This window comes from Microbispora sp. NPDC088329, assembly GCF_040685655.1.
Classification (GTDB): Bacteria; Actinomycetota; Actinomycetes; order Streptosporangiales; family Streptosporangiaceae; genus Microbispora.
In genome coordinates this window covers 149,737-172,062 of record NZ_JBFBIP010000006.1, presented here as the reverse complement: position 1 = coordinate 172,062, position 22,326 = coordinate 149,737, and the positions used below count along the sequence as shown (strand labels likewise).

Here is a 22,326-nt window from a genome sequence, read left to right as displayed (position 1 = left end):
CTAGCCCGGCCTTCGCTGGATCGCCCTCATCCGCGCGATCTCGATCTGCTGACCGGAAACGACGTCCTGGGCCATCGTCCGCATGGCCCGGTCACGTCCCCGGCGCAGTTCCTGCGCCGCCATGCTCACCGCACCCTCGTGGTGCCGGATCATCAGCGTGAGGAACAGCCTGTCGAAGGCAGGCCCCCGCGCGGTGCGCAGGCGGTTGAGCTCCTCCTCGCTCGCCATGCCGTAGCCGCTCGCGCCGTGCTGGTGCGCGGGCGGCGGCGTGCGGCCCAGCCTCCGCAGCCACGACTCCATGACCTCGATCTCCGGGCGCTGCCCGTCCAGCACGCGCTCCGCCAGCGCCGTCACCAGCGGATCCCCGGTGCGCGCCGCGACCAGCCCGGCCATCTCCAGCGCCTGCCGATGATGCGGGATCATCGCCTCGGCGAACTGGACGTCCGCCGCCACCGGCCCTGTCCGCACCGTTGCACGACCCGGCGGGGAACCGGCCTGCCCGGGGGCGCCGGGGACGATCACCGGGGCGTCGGCGTGCGCCGGTGCGGCGGCTTCGGGTGAGCAGGCGGCCAGCGCAGGCGCAACTGCCAGCACAACCGTTACCAATCCGGTCCGCACCGGCCGCGGCCTCGACATAACTTCCATAGTGGGCGATGATCCGCGGACATGGGGGCGATGTGAGCAGTAGGTTGAAGGCCACGCTGGTGGCGGCCGTTGTCCTCCTGGCGGCCCCGGCGTGCGCCTCCGATGAGCCCGCGCCGTCCCCGGCCGCCGCCCCGGCCTCCGCCCCGGCCTCCGCCCCGACCGGCATCCCGGTCCAGGACGAGATCAGGCACAGCCCCAACATGAAGGTGGTCGCCAACGTCCCCCTGGCGGCGCCGTTCGACGGCCCGGACGACTGGGGCACCGACATGGCCTTCCAGGGCCGCTACGCGTTCGTGGGCAACTACCAGGGCTTCACGGTGCACGACATCGGCGATCCGGAGCACCCGCAAGTCGTCGCCCGGGTCGAGTGCCCGGGCGGGCAGAACGACATCTCGGTCTCCGGCGACCTGCTGTTCCTGTCCGTGGACGAGCCCCGTACGGACGACACCTGCGCGAGCGACGCCGGAGACCCGGCCGCCGCCGGCGTGTGGGAGGGCATCCGTGTCTTCGACATCTCGGACAAGGCCCACCCGCGCTACCTGAAGTCCGTACGCACGGAGTGCGGCTCCCACACCCACGCGATCGTCCCGGGCGAGGACGCCGGCACGCTCTACCTGTACGTCTCGGCCTCCGGCCCGGAGCCGGGCGCGCCGAACTGCCCGCCCCCGCACCAGAACATCTCGATCGTGGAGGTGCCCGTCGGCGACCCGGGGAAGGCGCGGGTCGTGGCCAAGCCGGAGCTGTTCGCGGGCCGACCGGCGGGCGAGAACGCCACGGGCGGCTGCCACGACATCACGGTGTACCCGGAGAAGGACCTGGCCGCGGGCGCCTGCTTCGGCGACGGCGTCCTGCTGGACATCTCCGACCCGGTGCGGCCCACGCTGCTGCAGACCGTACGCGACGAGGAGAACTTCTCCATCTGGCACTCGGCCACGTTCAACAACGACGGCACCAAGGTCGTCTTCAGCGACGAGATGGGCGGCGGCCTGGCCGCCACCTGCCTGCCCTCGGTCGGCGCGACCAAGGGCGCGGACGCGATCTACGCACTGACGTCGCAGCGCACACTCGTGCGGCAGGGCTACTTCAAGATCCCCCGGGTGCAGGGCGCCAAGGAGAACTGCGTGGCACACAACGGCTCGCTGATGCCCGTACCGGGCCGCGACGTGATGGTGCAGGGGTGGTACATGGGCGGAGTCTCGGTCTGGGACTTCACCGACTCCGCCCATCCGCGGGAGATCGCCTACTTCGAGCGCGGGCCGCTGGCTCCCGAGCTCGACCTCGGCGGCTCGTGGTCGGCCTACTACTACAACGGCTACATCTACTCCAGCGACATCACCAAGGGCCTCGACGTGCTGCGGCTGGACGACCCCCGCACCGATCCGGCCAAGACCGTACGCATGGAGGAGCTCAACGCGCAGAGCCAGCGGTCCTACTGAGGATCACGGGTCGACGTCGGCCGCCGAACGCTCGGCGAAGACCTTCATGGCCTCCAGCGTCACCGGCCCGGGGGCCTGCGGCAGCGCCTTCCCGTCGACGGCCCTGATCGGCTGGATGTCGCGCGTGGTGGAGGTGAGGAACGCCTCCTCGGCCTCGTACAGCGCCGAGATCGGCACGTCGGTCTCCTCGCCGCCGCACCATTCGAGGGTGAGCGCGCGGGTGACGCCGGCCAGGCAGCCGGAGGAGAGCGTCGGGGTGACCAGACGCCCGCCCGTGACGATGAAGATGTTGCTGCCGGTGCCCTCACACAGGTTCCCGGCCAGGTTCTCGAAGATGGCCTCCGCGCCGCCGCGCTCCTTGGCGTATGCCAGGGCCTTGGCGTTGTCGCCGTAGGAGGTGCTCTTGACGCCGGCCAGCGCGCCGCGCTCGTTGCGGGGCCAGGGCACCACGACGACGTCGGCGGTGGCGGGGAACGGCGCCTGCTCGCCCACGATGACGATCGCGTTCGTGCCGGTCGACCCCCGGTCGGAGCCGAGCGGTCCCGGGCCGCTGGTGTAGGTGATCCTGATGCGCGCCAGCGGCCATCTCGGCGCGGCCGCCAGGCAGCGGCGGACGCCGTCGGCGATCGCGGTGAGATCGGGCTCGGGCAGGTCCATCCGCTTGGCCGACAGCGCCAGCCGGTCGAGGTGACGGGTCAGCGCGAACGACTCCCCGTTCACCGCCTTGACCGTCTCGAACACGCCGTCGCCGACCATCAGCCCGTGGTCGTACACCGAGACCACGGCCTTGTCGGGCTCGTACAGCTCCCCGTTCACCCAGATGGGTACAGACATCTCCTGCTCCGTTCGTTACCGATGTCGCGGCCCGTCCGCGGACGCGAGCCCGATGAGCCGGGCGGCCTTGAGCTCGGTCTCGTGCCATTCCCTCCGGGGGTCGGACCCCCAGGTGATGCCCGCTCCCGTACCGAACCGGATCATGTCGTGCTCGATCCAGAAGGTGCGGATGCCGACCGCCAGCGCCCCCTCGCACCGGTCGGCGTCGACCCAGCCCACGGCCCCACAGTACGGCCCCCGGGGCTCTGGTTCGAGCTCGTTGATGATCCTGAGCGCCGACGATTTCGGCGCCCCGGTCACCGAGCCGGGCGGGAAGGTGGCGGCGAACAGCTCCGGCCAGCCGACGCCGCCCGCGAGCCGCGCCCGCACCGTCGACACCAGGTGCACGAGCCCGGGGTGCTCCTCGACCGCGAACAGCGAGGGCACGGTCACCGAGCCTACCTGCGCCACGCGGCCGAGGTCGTTGCGAACCAGGTCGACGATCATCAGGTTCTCGGCGTAGTCCTTGTCGAGGAGGTCGTCCGCCGTCACGCCGGTGCCCTTGATCGGCCGGGACTCGACCGCCTCGCCGCTCCTGGACAGGTACAGCTCCGGCGAGGCCGACACGACGGTCAGCCCGGGCACGGCGACCACGGCCGCGTACGGCGCGGGATTGCCCTCGGCCAGCCGTGCGGCGAGGGCGAGGGGGTCCACGTCCGGGAAGGGCAGCGGCGCGGACAGGACGCGGCAGAGGTTGGCCTGGTAGACCTCTCCCCGCCCGATGTGGTCCCTGATCCGCTGGACGCCCCGCTCGTACCCCTCCCGGTCCAGCGACGTGGTCCAGGCGTCGCGGGCGGGGCCCCGCCACGGGCCGCGCGGTGGGGGCAGCGGAGCGGGCCGGACCGTGTCGAACCGCGCGCAGACGACCTTCCCCTCGTACGACACGACCACCGCCCACCAGCCGGATCCGTCGAGGGCAGCGAGGTCGGTGGTCACCTCCCGCAGGCCGGTGGCCAGGCATCCCCCGATATGGGCGAAGGCGTCGTACACGTGTCCATTCTCCCGCCCCTGGGCCGATTCGCGGCTCCCGATGCCGTGAATCAGGCGGCCCGGCTGGTCAGCAGGCCCAGCAGCGCGCGGGCGGCGGGGAGCGGAGCGGTGCGGGGCAGGGCGGCGTACACGGTGCGGCGCGGCGCGAACTCGCCGAGCGACCGCAGCGCCACGTCCTTCCGTACGGCGGGCGCGGCCATGGCGGGCACCAGCGTCACCCCGAGCCCGGCGGCCACGTAGCCGAGCTTGCCGGTCCACTCCCCGATCCGCAGGTCGACCCTGGGCGCGAAACCGGCCCGGGCGCAGGCGGCGCCGAGCATGGTCACGGTGCCGGGAGGAGCGCCCTCGATCCAGCTCTCGTCGCGCAGGTCGCGCAGGTCCACCTTCTCGCACGCCGCCAGGGGGTGGCCGGTGGGGAGGGCGACGAGCAGCTCGTCCTCCATCAGGCGGGTGACCTCGACCTCGGGACCCGCCCCCAGCCCGGAGGGGTAGTCGCTCACCACCGCGATGTCGATCTCCGCGCGGCCGAGCCCGTCCATCAGGGCGGTACTCAGGCCCTCCACCATGCTGACCGCCACCTCCGGGCGGGAGGCCCGCAGCTCGCGCAGGGCGGCGGGGACCAGCACGGCGTTGGCCGTGGCGAACGCGCCGACCCGCAGCCGGCCGCCGGAGCCCTGGTGGATGGCGGCGAGCTCCTCACCCGCCCGGCCGAGCCGCTCCAGCACCTCCCGGGCGTAGCGGTGCAGCGTCCGGCCCGCGGGGGTCAGCCGTACGCCCCGGGGCAGCCGTGCGAACAGCGGGCCGCCCGCCTGGGCCTCCAGGGACGCGATGCGCCGGGAGACCGCCGACTGGGTGTAGTTGAGCTGCACCGCGGCGGCCGTGAACGACCCCGTACGGGCCACGACGTCGAGCAGCACAAGCGCGTCGGTGTCGAACATGCTCCGATCCATGAGCGAGGGGAATGAGTGCCATGCAATCTAGTCGCTGGTGGAATGGTTTGTTCCTCCCATAACGTCCAGGGACATGATTGCTTTTCTCGGCCTTGGCCGCATGGGCGTTCCGATGGCCGGACGCCTCGTCGCCGCCGGTCACAAGGTGGCCGTGTGGAACCGTACGCCACGGGAGGTGCCGGGCACGGAGGCGGCCCCCTCCCCCGCCGCGGCCGTCGCCGGAGCGGACGTGGTGATCACCATGCTGAGCGATCCCGAGGCGGTGTCCGAGGTGGTGCGGGCGGCGCTGCCGGGGCTGCGGCCGGGGTCGGTGCTGGTGGAGATGTCCACGATCGGCCCCGACGCGGTGCGGCGGCTGCGCGGCCTGCTCCCCGCGGGCGTGGGCCTGGTCGACGCGCCCGTGCTGGGCAGCGTGGGCCCGGCCGCCGAGGGCACGCTGGTCGTGCTCGCGGGGGGCCGTAGAGAGGACCTCGACCGCGTGTCGGACGTGCTGAGCGTCTTCGGGACGGTCCGCGAGACGGGCGGGCCGGGATCGGGCGCCGCGGCCAAGCTCGCCGTGATGAGCGCGCTGGTGACCGCCCAGGTGGGGCTGGCCGAGACGCTGGCCTACGCGGACGCGCTCGGGGTCGGCCGCACCGCCCTCCTGGACGTCCTCGGGGCGACGCCGCTGGCCGGGCTGGCGCAGCGGCTGCGGCCCGTGGTCGAGTCGGGCCCGTCCGAGACCAGGTACGCCCTCGGCCTGGCCGCCAAGGACCTGCGGCTGGCCACGGAGGGGCCGGGGAGCCGCCAGACGGTGACCGCCGCCGCCCGTGACCTGCTCGCGGGGGCGGTCGCGGACGGACTGGCGGGGCACGACCTGACCGCCGTCGTCCCGTTCGCGGCGTCCCGGGCGGCGCAGACCCCCGGGCGGCAGGAGGTGCGGGCGGTCAACCCGGCCTCCGTCCCGGCGACCAACGGCTACTACTCCCACGCCGTACGCCTCGGCGACCTGCTGTTCGTGTCCGGGCAGGTGGCGCTGGACGAGGACGGGAAGGTCATCGGCGAGGGCGACATGACCCGGCAGTCCGAGGTCGTGATGGAGAACCTGGGCCGGATCCTGGCCGACCAGGGCTCGTCGTTCGACCGGATCCTGCACATCAGGACGTTCCTGACCGACATGGACCGGCTGCCCGAGTACGCCGCGGTCCGCGGCCGGTTCATCACCGGCGAGCCGCCCGCCAGCACCACCGTGGAGGTCGGACGGCTGTTCCGGCCCGGGCTGGTGATCGAGATCGAGGTGGTCGCCGCCCTCTGAGTCCCTACGCCAGGGCGCCGACGGCGGACTCGGCGGCGGCGACCACGGCGCCGCTCTCGACCAGCCGGACGACCGCCTCGATCTCCGGCGCGAGGAAGCGGTCGGCCCCCGGCCCCGCAACGGACTCGCGCAGCGCCGCGACGACCGCGCCCGTCCCCGGCGCGGGCGCGTACGGCCTGCGCAGGTCGAGCGCCCGGGCGGCGGTCAGCAGTTCGATCGCGAGCACGCGGGTGAGCCCGTCGACGGCCCGCCGCAGCTTGCGGCCCGCCGACCAGCCCATCGAGACGTGGTCCTCCTGCATGGCGGAGCTCGGGATCGAATCCACGCTCGCCGGCGCCGCCAGCCGCTTGAGCTCGGACACGATCGCCGCCTGGGTGTACTGCGCGATCATGTGCCCGGAGTCGACCCCCGGGTCGTCGGCCAGGAACGCCGGAAGGCCGTGGCTGCGCGCCACGTCCAGCATGCGGTCGGTGCGCCGTTCGGCGATCGAGGCGAGGTCGGCCACGGCGATGGCCAGGAAATCCAGGACGTACGCCACGGGAGCGCCGTGGAAGTTGCCGTTGGACTCCACCCGGCCGTCGGCGAGCACGACGGGGTTGTCGATGGCGCTGGCGATCTCGCGGGCGGCGACGGCGGAGGCGTGGGCGAGGGTGTCCCTGGCGGCGCCGGCGACCTGGGGGGCGCAGCGCAGGGAGTAGGCGTCCTGGACGCGGGTGCAGGAGCCGTCGCGGTGGGAGGCCATCACGCCGGAGCCCGCGAGCAGCGCCCGCATGTTGGCCGCCGCCAGGGCCTGGCCCGGGTGGGGCCGCAGCGCCTGCAGGTCGGCCGCGAACACGTAGTCGGTGCCGAGCAGCGCCTCCACGCTCATCGCGGCGCTGACGTCGGCGGTCGTGAGGAGACGGGACAGGTCGTGCAGCGCGAGCACCAGCATGCCGAGCATGCCGTCGGTGCCGTTGATCAGGGCGAGCCCCTCCTTGGCTGCCAGCTCGACGGGCTCGACGCCGTGTTCCTTGAGCGCCTCCGCGGCGGGCAGCAGGCGTCCCTCCGCGTCCCGTACGACGCCCTCACCCATGATCGTCAGAGCGACGTGGGCGAGCGGGGCGAGGTCTCCGGAACAGCCGAGGCTGCCGTACTCGTGGACGACCGGGGTGAGCCGGGCGTTCAGCAGGGACTCCAGCACCCGGGCGGTGGCCGGGCGCACGCCGGTGTGCCCGGTGGCGAGCGTGCGCAGGCGCAGCAGCATCATGGCCCGGACGACCTCGGTCTCCACCTCGGGCCCGGAACCGGCCGCGTGCGAGCGGATGAGGCTGCGCTGGAGCCGGCCGCGCAGCGAGGGATCGATGTGCCGCGTGGCGAGGGCGCCGAACCCGGTGGAGACGCCGTAGGCCGGGGTGTCGGCCTCCGCGAGCTCCTCGACCCTCCCCCGCGAGGCGGCCATCTCGGCGATCGCGTCGTCCGTCAGGCCGGCCCGCGCGCCGTATCTCGCGACCCGGACCACGTCGTCGAAGGCGAGCGGTCCGGGACCGACGGCCACGACCTCGTTGTCGTGCATCGTCCCACTCCATCACGTCGTACCCGTTCGCGCGTGCGCGCGTGGCGGGTAACCAGCGTATATCAGCTTAGGTCCTTACACCCGAAAAGCCTCTCCAGCCCTTCCCGTCCCGCACCGGTGAGCCGCAGAGCCCTGGGCACCGTGCCACGCACCAGCCACTCCCTGGCCAGGAGCCGATCCAGGACCGCGGCACCGAGCGCCCCGCCAAGGTGCGGCCGGCGCTCCAGCCAGTCCAGGCAGTCGGGGGCGAACCTGCGGCGGGCGCGGCGCACCCGCTCCACGTCCACGCCGAGCTCCGTCAGCGCCTCGGCCCCGCTCACGGTCAGCAGGCACCCGCCGTCGGCCTCGACCAGGCGCCCGTCGCGCACCAGCGCGTCGTACAGTTCGACCCCCACCCGGCCGGCGAGGTGGTCGTAGCAGCTGCGCGCCTCCCGCAGCAGACGGGCCTGCCGCGACTGCCGCAGGGACCGTACGGCGACGCGCCCGCTGATCCGGGCCAGCACCTCCAGAGTGCGGGCGACGTCGGGACCGGCGAGGCGGTAGTAGCGATGCCGCCCCTGCTTCACCACGGTGACCAGACCCCCGTCGAGGAGCCGGGCCAGATGGGAGCTCGCGGTGGGGGCGCTCACGCCCGCGATCCTGGCCAGCTCCCCCGCCGCCAGCGCCCTGCCGTCAAGCAGTGCGGTAAGCATGGCGGCGCGGGCGCCGTCCGCGATCAGGGCCGCGACCGGGGCGATGTCGGCGTCCCCCGCGATCTCGGCGTCTCCCGTGGCCCCGGTGCTCGCCGGGGTCTCGGTGCTCCCCGGGGTCTCGATGCTCCCGGCGATCTCGACGCTTCCCGCGATCCCGGTCGTTCCGGGCTCCCGGGCGGCGCCGGGGATCGCGGCGTACGTGCGGTCAGGCGTGACGGTCATACTCCGACGCTAACGCGGGGACGGTTCGACCGAGCTGGAAGCGTCGGCAGGAACTCGCGGTTTGAGCAGGGGGAACGCCGCTGATTTGGGGAGTCGGCGGGAGATTGGATAAAGTCTTCCCGTGAGCCCGGCCGGACAGAGCCGGGGACGCGGAAGTGGCTCAGTGGTAGAGCATCACCTTGCCAAGGTGAGGGTCGCGGGTTCGAATCCCGTCTTCCGCTCGAAGCTTGACACTGTGCAGCTTGACACTGTGCGGCTTGACACGGTGGAGTGGCCGAGAGGCGAGGCAGCGGCCTGCAAAGCCGCGTACACGGGTTCAAATCCCGTCTCCACCTCTTGGTACGTCCAAGGGCGATTAGCTCAGCGGGAGAGCGCTTCCCTGACACGGAAGAGGTCACTGGTTCAATCCCAGTATCGCCCACCACCAAGCATTGGCACGAGAGGCCAGATCCCGGCGTCGGGACCTGGCCTCTCGTCGTATGCTGACGATATGTCCGGGGCGATAAGCGCGGACCCGGGCGCCGCCGATTTCCGGCGGTCCGGAAATCGATGCCCGGTCAATATTCCAAGCTCATCCTCTTCTCTCCCTCGGCATATTCCGGTCTCTCCGCCGCCGCGGCCGCGCCTTGCGCCAGGTCGGCGATCAGCCCATGACGGCCATGACGATGCGAACGAGCGACAAAGGGCCCTCCGGCCGGGTGCTGATGAACTGGGCGGTCGGTGACGCCGCGCACGCCATGTATCCCATGGGATCCAACGGCGCCACGCAGTCCATCGTCGACGCCACGGTCCTGGCGGCGCTCGCCGGGCACGACGATCTCGCGGCCGCGCTGGCCGCGTACGAGAGCGAGCGCAGGCCCCGGACGACGGCCCTGCAGGAGGCCGGCCGCCGGATGGGGCCGGAGGTCGTCATCGACATCGCCGACGAACGCGCCCCCGACGGCTTCGACTCGATCGACTCCGTCATCCCTCCGCACGAGCTCGCCCGGATCTCGGCGAGCTACGCACGGCTCGGCGGCTCCGACCCGTAGACGGTCGACACCCGGCCTCCTGGCCGGCCCGCCGAGCCCGCCTCGGCCGCGGCGCCCACCCCGGTTCCTCCGGGGCCGGCGCCGGACGCCGCGGCGGACGTGGGCTGAGAGGGTCAGTCGGCGCGGGCGGACAGCTCGTCGAAGAGCTCCAGCGCCGCCTGCCGTACGTCGTCGGGCGAGATGCCGTTCAGGGTGTCGCGTGCCTGAGCGGCGTCACGGGTCGTGGCGAAGGTGATCGCGACCGACTTGGCGGCCGCGTGGCGCAGCGATCCGGTGGGCGCGCTGTCGGCCACTTCCTGCGCGCTCGTGGCCAGGTCGAGGTTGTCTTTGCCGAATTGGGTGGTCAAAGCGTTCTCCTGGGATGATGGCGGCTTGGCCCATTATCCGCGACGGCTCCGCGATGTGGGGCGGCACCCCGCGAAGTTCGCGTGTCCCCCTTGCTGTCTCACCGGTCAGCGTCTCACGAATTCCACCGGTCAGCGTCTCACGAGGCGGGTCCGTACGACCAGGTCGTGCAGGGCCTCGTGGGCCGACGGGGCGTCCGGCAGCGCGGACGCGTCCCGGGCGTCCTCCAGGCGTGCGGTGAGCGCGTCGAGGTCGGCCGCGAGCCGCTCCCGCCCGGGTGCGCCGCCGGGCAGCCCGCCGTGCTCGGCCGCCCGCTTGGCCTCCACCAGGCCGGGCAGGTACGACGGCCCCCCGTCGAGGAGCAGGGTGAGGTCGGCGACGAGCTCGCCCGTGCGCATGAGACGGATGCCCGTCAGCAGCACCCGGAACGCGTAGAGCAGCGGCTTCAGCTCCGCCGTACGGTCGAACAGCCGCCGCTGGGTGCGCGCGAAACCGAGGTAGTGGTGGGCGTGGTGCCGGGTCAGGCAGCCCCGCGCGAGGGCGCGCATCTCCTGGTGCACCGGGGAGGTGGCCACGACCAGCGGCGACAGAAGCTGCTCCAGCACATAGCCGTTGCGGCCGAGCAGCAGCCGGCAGAACTTGGCGAGGTCGTGGGTCACGAGATCGACCTCCACGCCGTCGCGCGTCCACGATCGGGTCACGGTCTCCTCGCCGGTGCGCAGGCCGACGACATCCTCGGCCGGCAGCACGTGCACGCCGCGCAGGTCGACGTCGGAATCCACCGAAGGGAACCCGTACAGGTGCGCGCCGCTCACTGTGGCGAACGCCAGCGGGTGCCGCTCGCCCGCGGCGACCTCGGGCAGCCAGGACGGCAGGACGACGGTCACGGCGTTTCCCCTCCCATCGCGGTCACGACGCCTCCTCTTCCGCCGCGGTCGCGGCGCCTTCCCGGGTGTACGGCGCCTTCCCCTCCGTCGCCGTCACAGGGCCCGCCTCCGCACGTCGATCAGGAACTCCTCGACGGCCGCCCGGTCCGGCCGCGCGGGCAGCGCGCCACCGGCCCGGTCGTCCAGCTCGGCCAGCAACCGTCCGCGCCACTCCAGCACGCTGGGCCAGGACGTCTCCCCCCGCCGTACGGCGAGCAGCCGGTCGCGGTGGGCGCGCACGTCGATCAGCGGCTCCCCGTGCCGGGCCAGGTGGACGGCGCTCAGCAGCAGCCGGATCATGTGCATCGCCATCTTCCACCGCCTGACGTCGCCACCCGCCCGGGGCGGGTCCTCCGGCCCGAGACGGCGGAACTGCCGTGCGGCCGATCCCGCGAACGCCCGCTCGGCCCTCCCGGACAGGAACGCCCGGCGCATCGCCAGCAGCCGCTCGCCCACCGGTGTCGCCAGATCCACCAGCGGCGACCACAGGCACTCCAGCACGACCGGGTTGCCCTCCAGCGCGAGCACGCAGAACCGCTCGACCTCCCACGAGAACTGCTCGGGCAGCGGCCCCTCCACATGATCCGGCGGCTTGTCGAGCCGCCAGAACATCGGGGTGGGCGTCACGAACACGCCCCGCCTGTCGACGTCCGACTCCTCGGTCTCCAGCCCGTACGCGCGCGAGCCGATGACGACCGACAGCACGGTGCCGCCGGGGGACGTCAGGGTCATGTCGCCGGATCTTGTCACAAAGGTAGGCTCCCGGTCCGGGACGCGGAAAGGTAGCGAATTAATGGCCGACTTCGGACATGAGCTGTGGTTCGGGGCGTTTCTCACGCCCGACGCGGCGGGACACCACCGGATCGTCCGGCAGGCCGTGCTCGCCGACGAGATCGGGCTCGACATCATCGGCATCCAGGACCACCCGTACCTGCCGTCGTTCCTGGACACCTGGACGCTGCTGTCGGCGCTCGCGGGGCGCACCGAGCGGGTGCGGCTGTTCCCCGACGTGGTGAACCTGCCGCTGCGTCCGCCGGCGGTGCTCGCCAGGGCCGCCGCGTCCCTCGACATCCTGAGCGGGGGCCGGGTCGAGCTGGGCCTCGGATCCGGGGCGTTCTGGGACGGCATCGCGGCCATGGGCGGCCCGCGCCACAGCCCGGGCGAGGCCGTGGACGCGCTGGAGGAGGCCGTCGCGGTCCTGCGCGCGCTGTGGACGCCGGGCGAGGACGTACGGTTCGACGGCAGGCACTACCGGCTCGAGGGCGCGCGGCCGGGGCCGTTCCCTCCGCATCCGATCGGGCTGTGGCTCGGCGCCTACAAGCGGCGCATGCTGGAGCTGACCGGGCGGCTCGGCGACGGCTGGGTGCCCTCGTCCGGGTACGCCGCACCGGGCGAGCTGGGCGCGATGAGCGAGATCCTGGACGCCGCGGCCGAGCGGGCCGGGCGCGATCCCGCCGGGATCCGCCGCGCCTACAACATCGAGGGCCGGTTCTCCGGCGTCGCCGGGGAGGGCTTCCTCGACGGTCCGCCGGTCGTGTGGGCCGGGCAGCTCACCGAGCTCGCGCTCCGTCACGGCATGAGTGTGTTCGTTCTCGCCGTCGACGATGACAGGGACCTCAAGGTCTTCGCCGAGGAGGTGGCCCCCGCCGTACGCGAGGCGGTGGCGCGGGAGCGCGGGCGGGCGACGCGGTCCGACGCCGGAAGGCCGGTCGAGATCGCGGGCGGGACACCGGCGGGGGCGGCGCCCGGCACGGGGCCCGGCACGGGACTCGACGATGCCACCCGGCCGCGGCTGCCCAAGCGGGACATCGCCGCGCTCACGCCGCAGCAACAGGCGAACGGCCGGCGGCTCGTGCTCATCCACGATCACCTGCGCCGGGAGCTGACCCAGATCAGGGACGCCCTGGGGCAGGTCGCCGCGGGCCGCTCCGACGCCGCGGCGCTCCGCTCGATGATCAACCAGCTCACCATGCGGCAGAACTACTGGACCCTCGGCACGTTCTGCGCATCGTACTGCCGTCTGCTGACCACCCATCACACCATCGAGGACGAGCACATGTTCCCGATGCTGACCGCGGCGCAGGAGTCGCTGGCGCCGGTCGTGGCCCGTCTGGAGCAGGAGCACGAGGTCATCGCCGGGGTGCTGACGGAGCTGGACGCCGCCCTCGTCGCCATGATCGAGGACCCGGACCGGCTCGACGGCGTACGCGACCAGGTGGACCTGCTGTCGGACGTGCTGCTGTCGCACCTGCGCTACGAGGAGGAGGAGCTCGTGGAGCCCATCGCCCGCCTCAACCTGGACATCTGAGCGGCGCGGGGCCGGACGATCGACCGCCGCGCCGGCCGAGTCAACGACCACACGCCGGGGCTCTGACCGGCGCGCCGGCCGTGCACAGGGTGCCCGGCCGGCGCGGCCCCGCACCCCCACCCCCGGCCCCGGCCCCGGCGAAATCGGCGTGCGGCGACCGGCCGGCGGTGTCTACCCTTACGGCCGTGCGCGATCTCGCCCTGCTGCCCAAGGCCCACCTGCACGTCCACCTGGAGAGCGCGGTGCGGCCGGACACCCTGGCGGAGATCGCCACGGCCAACGGCAGGCCCGTGCCGGCACTGGCCGCGAACGCCCCCTTCGACGGCTTCCGCCAGTTCGCCGACCACAACGCGCTCGTGCGGGAGTGCCTGCTCAGGCCGGAGGACTTCCACCGCATCGCCGTGGAGTTCTGCGCGGACGAGGCGGCCCAGGGCACCCGGTGGGCGGAGGTCACCTTCACCGCGGCCGCGCACGGGGAGCGGCTCGGCGACCTCGAGATGCCGCTGGAGGCCGTGCTCGCCGGTCTCGCCGAGGGCGGGGCGGCGTACGGCGTCGAGTGCCGGGTGCTGCTCGACCATTCGCGGCGGCGCTCGGCCGAGCGCGCCCGGCGCACGGTGCAGCTCGCCACGCGGTACGCCGGAGACGGCGTGATCGGCGTGGGCGTGGCCGGGGAGGAGTCCTACCCGCTGGCGCCGTTCGCAGAGGTGTTCGCCGCCGCGGCGGACGCGGGGGTCCACGTCGTGCATCACGCGGGCGAGTGCGAGGGCCCGGACAGCGTCCGCGAGGCGATCACGGTGGGGCGCGCCGAGCGCCTGGGCCACGGCATCCGCGTGCTGGAGGACCCGGACCTGACGGCGGAGGTACGCGATCGTGGCATCGCGCTGGAGGTGTGCCCGTCGTCCAACGTCGCGCTCGGCGTCGTGAACGGCATGGCCGCCCACCCGCTCCCCCGGCTGCGCGAGGCGGGGCTGATCGTCACGCTCAACACCGACATCCCGTCGAACATCGGGACCAGCCTGTCGGAGGAGTACGCGAGGGTCGCGGACGCCTTCGGCTACGACGACGCGGTGCTGGCCGGGCTCGCCCGAGCCTCCATCGACGCGTCGTTCGCCCCCGAGGAGACCAAGCACGCCCTGCGCCGCGAGGTGGACGCCTGGCTCGCCGCGCCTTTCCGAGAGCTCAGCCGGCCTTGACCAGGAGCCGCCGCCGCCGGTGGATCAGGCCGTCGTCGGTTCGCCCCCAGGCAGTAGTGGGGGCCGTGACCGAACGCCAGATGCGGGTTGGGCGCGGGCCCGGCGAACCTCCGGATGCCGAACCGCGACGGCTCGTCGAACGCCGAGGGATCGTTGTTGGCGGCCGCGGGGTTGGGCAGCACGACGGTCCCCGCCGGGATGGCGCCGCCGGGCAGCTCGATGTCCTCCGTCACCAACCGGAGCAGGCTGTTTCCGCCCGGTCCCTCTCGTAGCGCAGGATCTCCTCCACCGCGGATTCCAGCAGCTCGGGCCGGGCCGTCAGCTCCGCGTGCTGCCCGGGGTGGCACAGCAGGCGGAACGCGCCCCGGATGATCACCGACGCGGTCGTCTCGTGCCCGGCCATGATCAGCGTGAACACCATATGGGTCAGCTCGTCCTCGCTCAGCGCGTCCTCCCCGTCGCGCGCCGCGACGAGCAGGTCGATGAGGTCGTCGCCCGGCCTGGTCCGGTGCCCCACGACCAGGTCCCTGGCGTACGCCATGAACGCGGCGAACCCCTCCGCCCTGGCCTCGGCGCTCGCCTCGGACGAGGACAGGAACATCTCCGTCCAGCCGCGGAACTGCTCGAACCGGTCCATCGGCACGCCGAGCACCTCGCAGATCACCCGGGCGGGCAGCGGCAGCGCGAAGTCGGCGACCACGTCGAACTCCTCGCCGGCCGCGTCGAGCAGCTCCCCGGCGATGGCGCCCGCGCGAGGCCGCCAGCGCTCGATGTCCCGGGGGTGAAGGTGCTCTGCACGATGCGGCGGTAGCGGGTGTGTTCGGGCGGATCCTGGTTGATCAGCGCCGCCGGGTCGTCGTCCAGGCCCGTGCCGCTGACCATCTTGGGCAGTCCCGCCGCCCGCAGGGCGCGGCTGCTCGCCGGGGACGTGAGCACGGCCCGGACGTCCTCGTACCTGACGATCAGTGGGGACGCGTCAGGTCCACGCTGCCTGGAACGTACGTAGCGGTCCCCGGCCGGTCAATGTCCCGCCGCGGCCACACATCCGTTGGGGCCTCCGGCGACGGAGTGCCCACGGGCAGGCGTGTTTCGCACACAGCACGACGCCCTTCTGGGATGATCTCGATGAAAAATCCGTCGGACGTCGAGAGACCGTGACTGATGCCCCCCATTGATCAATCAACCGCCTTCGTGTCGGCCCATCCGGTCGGAACAGTCATCATCAGCGTCATCGCCCTGGTCTTGCTGGTCCTGGCCTTCTTCGCCCTGCGCGCCCTGATCCGCCTGTTCCGCCGCTGGGCGGCGGGCCGGCCCACCGAGGACGTTCTCACCATCGTCGCCGCCAGCATCGCCACGGGCGTCTCCGCCCAGGGCATGTGGCGCTTCTCCGGCGACGTCCTCGGGTTCGACGGGCCGCTGCGGCTTCTGCTGTTCGCCTTCATCGAGGTCGCCGTCATCACCAGCGCCGTACGCGCGCGCCGCAACATGCGGGAGAACTACTCGGCCGGCATCGACGGCCTGGCCGTGTGGGTGCTGACGTCCCTGTCGGCCGTCCTGTCGAGCATGGACGCCCGCAGCGTCGCCGAGGCCGTCTTCCGTCTCGCCGCCCCGCTCGTGGCCGCCTGGCTGTGGGAGCGGGGCATGGCCATCGAACGGGTCCGCATCACCGGCAGGGGCCGCATCAACTGGCGGCTCACCCCCGAGCGGGTGCTGGTCCGGATCGGCCTGGCCGAGGCGAGCGACCGTACGGCGAGCGAGGTGGACGCCCACCGCAGGCTCACCAGGGTGGCGCTGGCCGCCAAGCGGGTCCGCGCGCTGCGCGAGGCCGGGGCGTCCGACCGCAAGCTGCGCGTCGCGATGGCCAGGCTCGACAAGGCGATGGACCAGGCCGTGGAGTACACCGGCCTGGCCGTGGACGAGAAGCGGCAGGAGGCCCTGCTGTCCCAGATCGGCGCGCTCTACAACACCTCCGCGCTGATCGACCTCGCTCCGCCGGTGCCCTGGGCGCCCGAGCCCGAGCAGCCGCCCGCGGCTCCGGCGCTGCCCGCCCCGACCATCGCGGAGCTGATCGACGACGAGGAGGAGGACGTCGCGGCGGAACCCGCGCCCGTCGTCGACACCGCGCAGCGGGCGGCCCAGCTGCGCGCCGCACGGCAGTACTGGGACCAGCAGATCGCGCGCAAGTACGTCCCCCGGGCCGCCGACATCGCCCAGGAGGTGGGGATCCCGCTCCTCGCGGCGAAGGAGTGGCGGGCACTGTGGAAGCTCGAACCCCAGGCGTACGCGCTGATCGAGGCGGCGTTCCGGGAGCACGGGATCGTCGACACCGGCACGTTCCCGGCCATCGAGGTGCCCGAGCGCGAGCGCGTGCTCGTCGTGAACGGCTCCACTTCGGGAGCGGCCGCGCACGACTCCTGACGGGGAGCCCGCCCGGCTTCACCTACGGGAACGGGGCGGCGGAACCGGACCGACCGGTTCCGCCGCCCTGTCGCTTCTCCGCGTCGTGGACCTGGGCGCGCATGGCCGGCGCGCCGGCGGCGGGCACCATGGTGCGGCCGGCGCCGACCAGGATCCGGTCACCGGTGACCTTGCCGGACACGGCAGCACCCTGGGGTGGATCCACGCTTCCGCTGTCAGTCACCGCGGCCGGCGGCGCAGCTCACCGGAGGTGGCGCGGGCACACTGATCGGCTGCTGCCGCCGGTACTCTTCCAGGTCGACGAGGTTCCCGTTGATCGCGTTGCGCCTCTGCAGTTCCGCCCAGTACACCGGGTCGAGGAAGATCGCGGGGTTCCACAGCGACTGCGTCAGGTCCTTCCGTTGCCCCAGGTACAGCACGGCGTCGGCCAGCTTTCCCAAGGGGACGCCGCACAGCCGCGGCGCGTCCATGAACTGTCCCGCGTCGGTGGATTCCAGCCAGCTGCCCGAGCACGGGATCACGGTGCGCCGTGGACAGGTCACCAGGCGGGGATGGCTACCGGCCACGATCACGTAGACGTGCCGGCCGGTCTGTTCCTCGATCAGCGGGACTCCGTGATCGGCGTTCTGTCCTGGCTCCGGCGAGTGCATCACGTGCCCGCTGCCGTAGCAGATCAGTGCCCGGCGTCTCTTGGCGAGCACTTCCCGTTCCACCACTGACGCCATGTGGGCGTCACGCTGGGCGAGAAAGACATCCACTTGGTCTTGGGTGGTGATGTGGGACCAGTCGATCGGCGGATCCCCGAGCAGCACCCGGATCCTTCGCTCCGCGGGCAGCGTCCAGTTGACGGCGCGGACGGTCCGGAAGAACTGTTCACGGATCGGCTGGTCGCCGGTGGCCACGGGCGACTGCGTGGTGTTCCGCCAGACCTGCCGCAACACGTGGTCGTCGACGGCCGCACCGGCGACGAACCGGTCAACGATCGGCTGGTACAACGCGTTGCCGAACTCGACGACGATGTCGTCGACCACCTGCGGCAACCGCGGATCCGCAAGCAGCATCTGCTGCGCGTCACCGTGTTCCTGCCGGCCGTGCGTCTCACCGATCGCGACGAGCCGGTGGCGCTCGAAGGCCGCGAGCACCGCCTGGGTGAGGTCCCGTGGGGCCGTGTCGGCCCTGCCCGTCGAGCCGGTCGTCAGCAGTCCGCCGCCGCTGCCCACCGAGCTGGTCGTCAGCAGTCCGCCGGCCGCCGTACCGGCACCGGTGACGGCGAGAAACCTACGCCGCGTCAACCGTGGATCTCTCACGTCTGATCCTTTCCGAACGGGATTCGCTCGTGTGACGGACACCGTGCTCACGGGTCGTGCCTCTCGTGGACGCCTCTCGGGGATGGTTGTACGGCACGGCCGGTGTCGCCCGGGTGTCAGCGGCTGACACCCGGCCGACACCGGATACCTGGCATCGTGAGCGGTGCGGTCGCGCCTGCCGGACGCGGCACCGCCAACGAGAAGGAGGACGGTCGTGCGAGTTCTGGTCGTCGAAGACTTCGAGGTTCTGGCCAGGACGATCGGTACCGGCTTGCGCCGCGAGGGCATGGCGGTGGACGTCGTTCTCGACGGCGACGACGCTCTGGCCCACCTGGCCGGCACCCGATACGACGTGGTGGTGCTGGACCGTGACCTGCCCGGCACATCCGGCGACGACGTGTGCCGGCACATCGCCGCCGGCGGCGCCGGGTCGCGGGTGCTGATGCTCACCGCCGCGGGCACCGTGCGAGACAAAGTCGAGGGCCTGGGTTTGGGCGCCGACGACTACCTGCCCAAACCGTTCGACTTCACCGAACTCGTGGCCCGCGTGCGCGCGCTGGGGCGCCGCTCGGCGCCCGCCGTGCCTCCGATCCTCCAGGCGGAGGATCTGACCCTGGACCCGAGCCGGCGGGTGGCCTTTCGCGGCGGACGGCGCTTGGAGCTCACCCCGAAGGAGTTCGCCCTGCTGGAATGCCTGCTCGCTGCAGGTGACCGGGTCATGTCCTCGGAGGAGTTGCTGGAACGGGTCTGGGACGAGGCCGCAGACCCGTTCACCACAGCCGTCAAGACGACGGTGCGCCGGTTGCGGGCCAAACTGGGCGAACCGCCGGTGATCGAAACCATCCGTGAGGGCGGCTACCGGATCGGAGGTCCGCGATGAGTCCCGCATCGCACCCGACGGTGACCGGCCGCGCCGACCGCGCCGACCGCGCCCGGCACCGCCTGCGCCGGCCGTCCCTGCGCGCGCAGCTCACGACACTGTACGCCGGCCTGGTTCTGGCCGTCGTCGTCCCGATGCTGCTGTTCGCCGGCTTCCTCTTCGGGAGGGACCGGATCCGCCTGCGGGCCGGGGACACCGCCCCTCCTCCCGACACGGCCCTCCAGCGGGCCGATGCCGCGCTCGTGATCACCGCGATCATCGTCGTGGTCCTCACCGTGCTGATCGCGTGGTGGCTGGCCGGGCGCTTCCTCCGCCCGCTGCGGGCCATGACCGTGACCGCCCAGGAGATTTCGGCCACCAACCTCAACCGCCGGCTCGGCCTGCGCGGCCCGGACGACGAGCTGACCAAGCTGGGACGCACCCTCGACGACCTGTTCGAGCGGCTGGACTCCTCGTTCGCGGCGCAGCGCAACTTCGTGGCCAACGCCTCACACGAGCTGCGCACCCCGCTGGCCGGTCAACGCGCCGTACTCCAAGTCGCGCTCGCCGACCCCGACGCGAGCGAGGCCAGCCTGCGAGCCGCGTGCGAGGAGGCACTCGGTCTCGGAGAACGGCAGGAACGTCTGATCGACGCCCTGCTCACACTGGCGGAAGGACAGAAGGGCCTCGATCACCGGGAAGTGGTCGACCTGGCTGACGTCACCAAGAAGGTGATGCTGTCGCGCCGTGGGGAGGCCACCCGGCGAACCATCACGGTTCGGGCATCGCTGGATCCGGCACCGATCAGCGGTGACCCCGACCTGATCACCAGCATGATCGGCAACCTGGTCGACAACGCGCTCCACCACAACGGTCCCGGCGGACACGTCACCATCGCCACCGAACTCACGAACGGTCGCGCCCGCCTATCGGTCGGCAACACCGGCCCGACCATACGATCGCAGGACCTACGACGGCTTTTCCAGCCGTTCCAGCGACTCGGTACCCAGCGAACCCACACCGCCGACGGTCACGGACTGGGCCTGGTCATCGTGCAGGCCGTCGCCGAAGCGCACGGCGCGCAGTTGACGGCCCACCCGCGCCCCGGGGGCGGCCTGGACGTGGCGATACTGTTCGGCTGATTCCACCCGGCCTACGCCTCGAAGCGGAAGCCTGCGGCAGCCGTGGGCTCCCTCAGGTGTGAGGTCGGCGATCAGTGCCGCCTCGGAGCCCGCCATGCCGATCTCGCCCATCGACCACGCCACCACCGTGGCCACGTAGTGCCAGGGCCGGGCGGCCGCGCCGGTCAGGGCCAGGCCGAGAGCCACCACGGTCATGGACAGGCCGAGGACCGGCAGCCTGGGCAGGTGCGAGAGCCATGAGACGAGCTCACACAGGTCGCGGTGGCGAGCAGGCCGCCCGGCGACACGTTCGGGCCCGCGCCGGTCAACGGCACCCGTAAGCACGTCGTCACCTCCAGCGCGCCCACCCGGGAATGGGCGAACTCCACCCTGGTCACCACCGCGGCGCACGACTACGTGACCGCCCTGAAGCAGGGATCCGGCGGCGACATCGGCGTTCACGGCAGCATCGAACTGGCCCGCTCACTGCTGCGGGCCGGGCTCGTCGACGAACTGCGACTGGTCGTCGCACCGTCGGTGGTCGGCCACGGCAGGCGGGTGTTCGAGGGTGACGACGTCCAGTCGTGGAAGCTGCTCGAGGTCGGACGGGGAAAGAACGGCACGTTGTTCCTGGACTACAGCCGCTGAGACAGCGGTCGCCGCCCGGATGATGAGGGTGGCGGAGTCGCTTTCCCGGCATAGCGGGGCAAGCACACTCCTACTTTCCCGTGACATCGCGGGCGCCCGGGCGTGCGTCCTCTCCTTCGGCGGCCACGTCGCCCACGCGATGGGAGGGCTCATGGAGATTTCGGGGGACGGCGCGGGAAACCGCGTGGCCCGGCTCGCTGGTGGACGGGACCAGGTGGGACGGGCACGCAGGCTCGTGTCGGCCGCACTCGGCCGCGGCCACCCCCGGCACGACGACTGCGTGCTGCTGACCAGCGAGATCGCGACGAACGCGGTCGTCCACTCCCGTTCCGGGGACGGCGGCACCTTCACCGTCACCGTCTCGTGCCTGCCCGACCGCGTGCGCGTGTGCGTGGAGGACGACGGCTCGGCCGGACCGCCGTGCGCGGGTCATCCGCTTCCGGACGGATCGAGCCAGGGCGGTCGCGGCCTGCCGCTGCTGGACATGCTGGCCGACCGGTGGGGGCTGGTCCGCGAGGGCGGCCGAAACGAGGTGTGGTTCGAGATCTGGTCCGACGGCGGCCGGCGCTCCGCCGCGCTCACCCGCCGCCGCCCGGCCGCGTGGGCCGCCCTCCGGGGACTCTGAGCGCCGGAAGCGGTGGCGTCGCGCCGAAAAGGCCGGTCGCGGTGCTTGCATCCGGCACCGAGGTACAGGCTTACGGTCGAGGCATGACTCACGACATCTCCCTCGACCGGGAATGGGCGCCCTCCGCGTGCACCCTGCCCACCGCCGAGCGGCCGCTGCGGGTGGCCGAGTTCGACGCCTTGTTCGCCGAGGCGGTGCGGGGCCTGTCCCGGCCGGAACGCACGCGTCTGCACCTTGAGCTCGTTTCCGGCCCGGACAATGCCGCCCGCGCCGCCGGGCTGACGGCACGGGAAACCGGCTGCTGCTCGTTCTTCTCCTTCACTCTCAGCATCGCCCGCGGCGGTGTGGCGCTGGAGGTGGCGGTGCCGCCGGAGCGGACCGAGGTGCTGGACGCGCTCCAGGCCCGGGCGGACGCGGCGGTGGCGGCGGGACGGCCGGATTGAGACAGGACGTCGAGGGGCCGTACCTGCGCAGCGGGCAGGTGGCCGAGCGGGCCGGGGTCAACCTCCAGACCTTGCGCTACTACGAGCGGCGCGGGCTGATCGCCGAGCCCGCGCGCAGCCCCGGCGGACACCGCGCCTACCCGCCCGAGACCGTCACCCTGCTGACGGTGATCAAAGCAGCCCAGCGACTGGGCTTCACCCTCCAGGAGGTGGCCGAGCTGATCGGCACCGGCCGGCGCGGCCACCCCACCCCCGACCTGCGCGCCCGCGCCCAGGCCAAGATCGCCGAGGTGGACGAGAAGATCGCCGATCTGACCACCATCCGCCGGGCGCTGACCCAGGTCGTCACCGCCGGCTGCGACAGCCTGACCCACTGCACCTGCCCCGGCTGCCCGTTGCCGTTCGCCGGCCTGGCCGAGGGCCGCGCCCCCGAGGAGAGCTGACCACG

25 protein-coding genes, 3 tRNA genes and 1 pseudogene are annotated in these 22,326 nt (G+C 72.6%); 15 read left to right on the top strand and 14 right to left on the bottom strand.

Going from position 1 to position 22,326, the window contains the following annotated elements:
• On the bottom strand, positions 1-594 hold the full coding sequence (locus AB0O28_RS14745; protein WP_363640146.1) for a DUF305 domain-containing protein: 594 nt from the start codon (positions 592-594) through the stop codon (positions 1-3).
• 83 nt (positions 595-677) lie between these two features.
• Between AB0O28_RS14745 and AB0O28_RS14740 the strand changes: the two genes are divergently transcribed.
• Positions 678-2,081: a hypothetical protein gene (locus AB0O28_RS14740; protein WP_363640144.1), complete on the top strand. Its 1,404-nt coding sequence runs from the start codon at positions 678-680 to the stop codon at positions 2,079-2,081.
• A gap of 3 nt (positions 2,082-2,084) precedes the next feature.
• Here AB0O28_RS14740 and AB0O28_RS14735 read toward each other — a convergent pair whose 3' ends face one another.
• The 3 genes from AB0O28_RS14735 to AB0O28_RS14725 are packed head-to-tail and all read right to left on the bottom strand — an operon-like array spanning position 2,085 to position 4,882.
• The gene (locus tag AB0O28_RS14735; RefSeq protein ID WP_363640142.1) at positions 2,085-2,915 is read right to left on the bottom strand and encodes an aminotransferase class IV; all 831 of its coding nucleotides are present in this window, start codon (positions 2,913-2,915) and stop codon (positions 2,085-2,087) included.
• Positions 2,916-2,930: 15 nt separating this feature from the next.
• Positions 2,931-3,944, bottom strand: coding sequence for a chorismate-binding protein (locus tag AB0O28_RS14730; protein ID WP_363640140.1), 1,014 nt, complete (start codon positions 3,942-3,944; stop codon positions 2,931-2,933).
• Between the two features lie 50 nt (positions 3,945-3,994).
• Entirely contained in the window at positions 3,995-4,882 is an 888-nt protein-coding gene (locus AB0O28_RS14725; protein WP_363640138.1) for a LysR family transcriptional regulator, read from the bottom strand.
• A gap of 85 nt (positions 4,883-4,967) precedes the next feature.
• Here AB0O28_RS14725 and AB0O28_RS14720 point away from each other — a divergent pair, with 85 nt between their 5' ends.
• The gene (locus AB0O28_RS14720) at positions 4,968-6,188 is read left to right on the top strand and encodes an NAD(P)-binding domain-containing protein (protein WP_363640136.1); all 1,221 of its coding nucleotides are present in this window, start codon (positions 4,968-4,970) and stop codon (positions 6,186-6,188) included.
• Positions 6,189-6,192: 4 nt separating this feature from the next.
• Here the strand turns inward: AB0O28_RS14720 and hutH are convergent, their stop codons facing one another.
• Together hutH and AB0O28_RS14710 are read right to left on the bottom strand one after the other, a co-directional pair.
• Complete coding sequence (gene hutH, locus AB0O28_RS14715; protein WP_363640134.1) at positions 6,193-7,740, bottom strand: histidine ammonia-lyase; 1,548 nt, start codon at positions 7,738-7,740, stop codon at positions 6,193-6,195.
• Between the two features lie 62 nt (positions 7,741-7,802).
• The gene (locus AB0O28_RS14710; RefSeq protein ID WP_363640132.1) at positions 7,803-8,654 is read right to left on the bottom strand and encodes a helix-turn-helix domain-containing protein; all 852 of its coding nucleotides are present in this window, start codon (positions 8,652-8,654) and stop codon (positions 7,803-7,805) included.
• Positions 8,655-8,803: 149 nt separating this feature from the next.
• Here AB0O28_RS14710 and AB0O28_RS14705 point away from each other — a divergent pair.
• The 4 genes from AB0O28_RS14705 to AB0O28_RS14690 all read left to right on the top strand — a co-directional run bounded on the left by AB0O28_RS14705 (position 8,804) and on the right by AB0O28_RS14690 (position 9,685).
• Positions 8,804-8,875, top strand: a tRNA-Gly gene (locus AB0O28_RS14705).
• A gap of 43 nt (positions 8,876-8,918) precedes the next feature.
• Positions 8,919-8,989, top strand: a tRNA-Cys gene (locus AB0O28_RS14700).
• A gap of 14 nt (positions 8,990-9,003) precedes the next feature.
• Positions 9,004-9,078, top strand: a tRNA-Val gene (locus tag AB0O28_RS14695).
• Between the two features lie 235 nt (positions 9,079-9,313).
• Positions 9,314-9,685 carry an FAD-dependent monooxygenase gene (locus AB0O28_RS14690; RefSeq protein WP_363640130.1) on the top strand — a complete coding sequence of 124 codons (372 nt, stop codon included), beginning with the start codon at positions 9,314-9,316 and terminating at the stop codon, positions 9,683-9,685.
• Between the two features lie 113 nt (positions 9,686-9,798).
• On the opposite strand, the gene AB0O28_RS14685 is transcribed toward AB0O28_RS14690, so the two are convergent.
• The 3 genes from AB0O28_RS14685 to AB0O28_RS14675 all read right to left on the bottom strand — a co-directional run bounded on the left by AB0O28_RS14685 (position 9,799) and on the right by AB0O28_RS14675 (position 11,688).
• On the bottom strand, positions 9,799-10,032 hold the full coding sequence (locus AB0O28_RS14685; RefSeq protein WP_363640128.1) for a hypothetical protein: 234 nt from the start codon (positions 10,030-10,032) through the stop codon (positions 9,799-9,801).
• 129 nt (positions 10,033-10,161) lie between these two features.
• Positions 10,162-10,917 (bottom strand): nucleotidyltransferase domain-containing protein, encoded by a 756-nt coding sequence (locus AB0O28_RS14680; RefSeq protein WP_363640126.1) that lies wholly within the window; start codon positions 10,915-10,917, stop codon positions 10,162-10,164.
• A 93-nt stretch (positions 10,918-11,010) separates the two neighbouring features.
• The gene (locus AB0O28_RS14675) at positions 11,011-11,688 is read right to left on the bottom strand and encodes a nucleotidyltransferase domain-containing protein (protein WP_363640124.1); all 678 of its coding nucleotides are present in this window, start codon (positions 11,686-11,688) and stop codon (positions 11,011-11,013) included.
• 61 nt (positions 11,689-11,749) lie between these two features.
• On the opposite strand from AB0O28_RS14675, the gene AB0O28_RS14670 reads away from it, so the two are divergent.
• Positions 11,750-13,264, top strand: coding sequence for an LLM class flavin-dependent oxidoreductase (locus tag AB0O28_RS14670; protein ID WP_363640122.1), 1,515 nt, complete (start codon positions 11,750-11,752; stop codon positions 13,262-13,264).
• 185 nt (positions 13,265-13,449) lie between these two features.
• On the top strand, positions 13,450-14,457 hold the full coding sequence (gene add, locus AB0O28_RS14665) for an adenosine deaminase (protein WP_363640120.1): 1,008 nt from the start codon (positions 13,450-13,452) through the stop codon (positions 14,455-14,457).
• 101 nt (positions 14,458-14,558) lie between these two features.
• On the opposite strand, the pseudogene AB0O28_RS14660 reads toward add, so the two are convergent.
• The 3 genes and pseudogenes from AB0O28_RS14660 to AB0O28_RS14650 all read right to left on the bottom strand — a co-directional run.
• Positions 14,559-14,690, bottom strand: a pseudogene (locus AB0O28_RS14660) (cytochrome P450); the annotation flags it as partial.
• Positions 14,687-15,157, bottom strand: coding sequence for a cytochrome P450 (locus tag AB0O28_RS14655; protein WP_363640118.1), 471 nt, complete (start codon positions 15,155-15,157; stop codon positions 14,687-14,689). The gene AB0O28_RS14655 and the pseudogene AB0O28_RS14660, both read right to left, overlap by 4 nt.
• Positions 15,118-15,393, bottom strand: coding sequence for a hypothetical protein (locus AB0O28_RS14650; protein WP_363640116.1), 276 nt, complete (start codon positions 15,391-15,393; stop codon positions 15,118-15,120). Before AB0O28_RS14650 ends, AB0O28_RS14655 begins: the two co-directional genes overlap by 40 nt.
• Before the next feature lie 255 nt (positions 15,394-15,648).
• Between AB0O28_RS14650 and AB0O28_RS14645 the strand changes: the two genes are divergently transcribed.
• Positions 15,649-16,875, top strand: a complete 1,227-nt coding sequence (locus AB0O28_RS14645) for a hypothetical protein (RefSeq protein ID WP_363640114.1) — start codon at positions 15,649-15,651, stop codon at positions 16,873-16,875.
• 22 nt (positions 16,876-16,897) lie between these two features.
• Here AB0O28_RS14645 and AB0O28_RS14640 read toward each other — a convergent pair whose 3' ends face one another.
• Positions 16,898-17,056 (bottom strand): hypothetical protein, encoded by a 159-nt coding sequence (locus tag AB0O28_RS14640; protein WP_363640112.1) that lies wholly within the window; start codon positions 17,054-17,056, stop codon positions 16,898-16,900.
• A 34-nt stretch (positions 17,057-17,090) separates the two neighbouring features.
• On the bottom strand, positions 17,091-18,182 hold the full coding sequence (locus AB0O28_RS14635; RefSeq protein ID WP_363640110.1) for a hypothetical protein: 1,092 nt from the start codon (positions 18,180-18,182) through the stop codon (positions 17,091-17,093).
• 214 nt (positions 18,183-18,396) lie between these two features.
• Between AB0O28_RS14635 and AB0O28_RS14630 the strand changes: the two genes are divergently transcribed.
• From AB0O28_RS14630 to AB0O28_RS14605, 6 genes are all read left to right on the top strand, one after another.
• Positions 18,397-19,062 carry a response regulator transcription factor gene (locus tag AB0O28_RS14630; RefSeq protein ID WP_363640108.1) on the top strand — a complete coding sequence of 222 codons (666 nt, stop codon included), beginning with the start codon at positions 18,397-18,399 and terminating at the stop codon, positions 19,060-19,062.
• Entirely contained in the window at positions 19,059-20,183 is a 1,125-nt protein-coding gene (locus AB0O28_RS14625; protein ID WP_363640106.1) for a HAMP domain-containing sensor histidine kinase, read from the top strand. Before AB0O28_RS14630 ends, AB0O28_RS14625 begins: the two co-directional genes overlap by 4 nt.
• Before the next feature lie 261 nt (positions 20,184-20,444).
• A complete protein-coding gene (locus tag AB0O28_RS14620) occupies positions 20,445-20,810 on the top strand; it encodes a dihydrofolate reductase family protein (RefSeq protein ID WP_363640104.1) in 366 nt (121 codons plus the stop codon).
• Positions 20,811-20,961: 151 nt separating this feature from the next.
• Positions 20,962-21,435, top strand: coding sequence for an ATP-binding protein (locus AB0O28_RS14615; RefSeq protein ID WP_363640102.1), 474 nt, complete (start codon positions 20,962-20,964; stop codon positions 21,433-21,435).
• An 83-nt stretch (positions 21,436-21,518) separates the two neighbouring features.
• On the top strand, positions 21,519-21,878 hold the full coding sequence (locus tag AB0O28_RS14610) for a hypothetical protein (protein ID WP_363640100.1): 360 nt from the start codon (positions 21,519-21,521) through the stop codon (positions 21,876-21,878).
• A complete protein-coding gene (locus AB0O28_RS14605) occupies positions 21,875-22,321 on the top strand; it encodes a MerR family transcriptional regulator (RefSeq protein ID WP_363640098.1) in 447 nt (148 codons plus the stop codon). The genes AB0O28_RS14610 and AB0O28_RS14605 overlap by 4 nt, the downstream gene beginning before the upstream one ends.
• Positions 22,322-22,326: the final 5 nt, after the last annotated feature.

Excerpts from the sequence above, each read along its gene's own strand:
- AB0O28_RS14610 (WP_363640100.1), top strand. The coding sequence starts at position 21,519 with ATGACTCACGACATCTCCCTCGACCGGGAATGGGCGCCCTCCGCGTGC.
- AB0O28_RS14615 (WP_363640102.1), top strand. The coding sequence starts at position 20,962 with ATGGAGATTTCGGGGGACGGCGCGGGAAACCGCGTGGCCCGGCTCGCT.
- AB0O28_RS14625 (WP_363640106.1), top strand. The coding sequence starts at position 19,059 with ATGAGTCCCGCATCGCACCCGACGGTGACCGGCCGCGCCGACCGCGCC.
- AB0O28_RS14725 (WP_363640138.1), bottom strand. The coding sequence starts at position 4,882 with ATGTTCGACACCGACGCGCTTGTGCTGCTCGACGTCGTGGCCCGTACG.
- AB0O28_RS14690 (WP_363640130.1), top strand. The coding sequence starts at position 9,314 with ATGACGATGCGAACGAGCGACAAAGGGCCCTCCGGCCGGGTGCTGATG.
- AB0O28_RS14675 (WP_363640124.1), bottom strand. The coding sequence starts at position 11,688 with ATGACCCTGACGTCCCCCGGCGGCACCGTGCTGTCGGTCGTCATCGGC.
- AB0O28_RS14710 (WP_363640132.1), bottom strand. The coding sequence starts at position 8,654 with ATGACCGTCACGCCTGACCGCACGTACGCCGCGATCCCCGGCGCCGCC.
- hutH (WP_363640134.1), bottom strand. The coding sequence starts at position 7,740 with ATGCACGACAACGAGGTCGTGGCCGTCGGTCCCGGACCGCTCGCCTTC.
- AB0O28_RS14670 (WP_363640122.1), top strand. The coding sequence starts at position 11,750 with ATGGCCGACTTCGGACATGAGCTGTGGTTCGGGGCGTTTCTCACGCCC.
- AB0O28_RS14720 (WP_363640136.1), top strand. The coding sequence starts at position 4,968 with ATGATTGCTTTTCTCGGCCTTGGCCGCATGGGCGTTCCGATGGCCGGA.
- AB0O28_RS14735 (WP_363640142.1), bottom strand. The coding sequence starts at position 2,915 with ATGTCTGTACCCATCTGGGTGAACGGGGAGCTGTACGAGCCCGACAAG.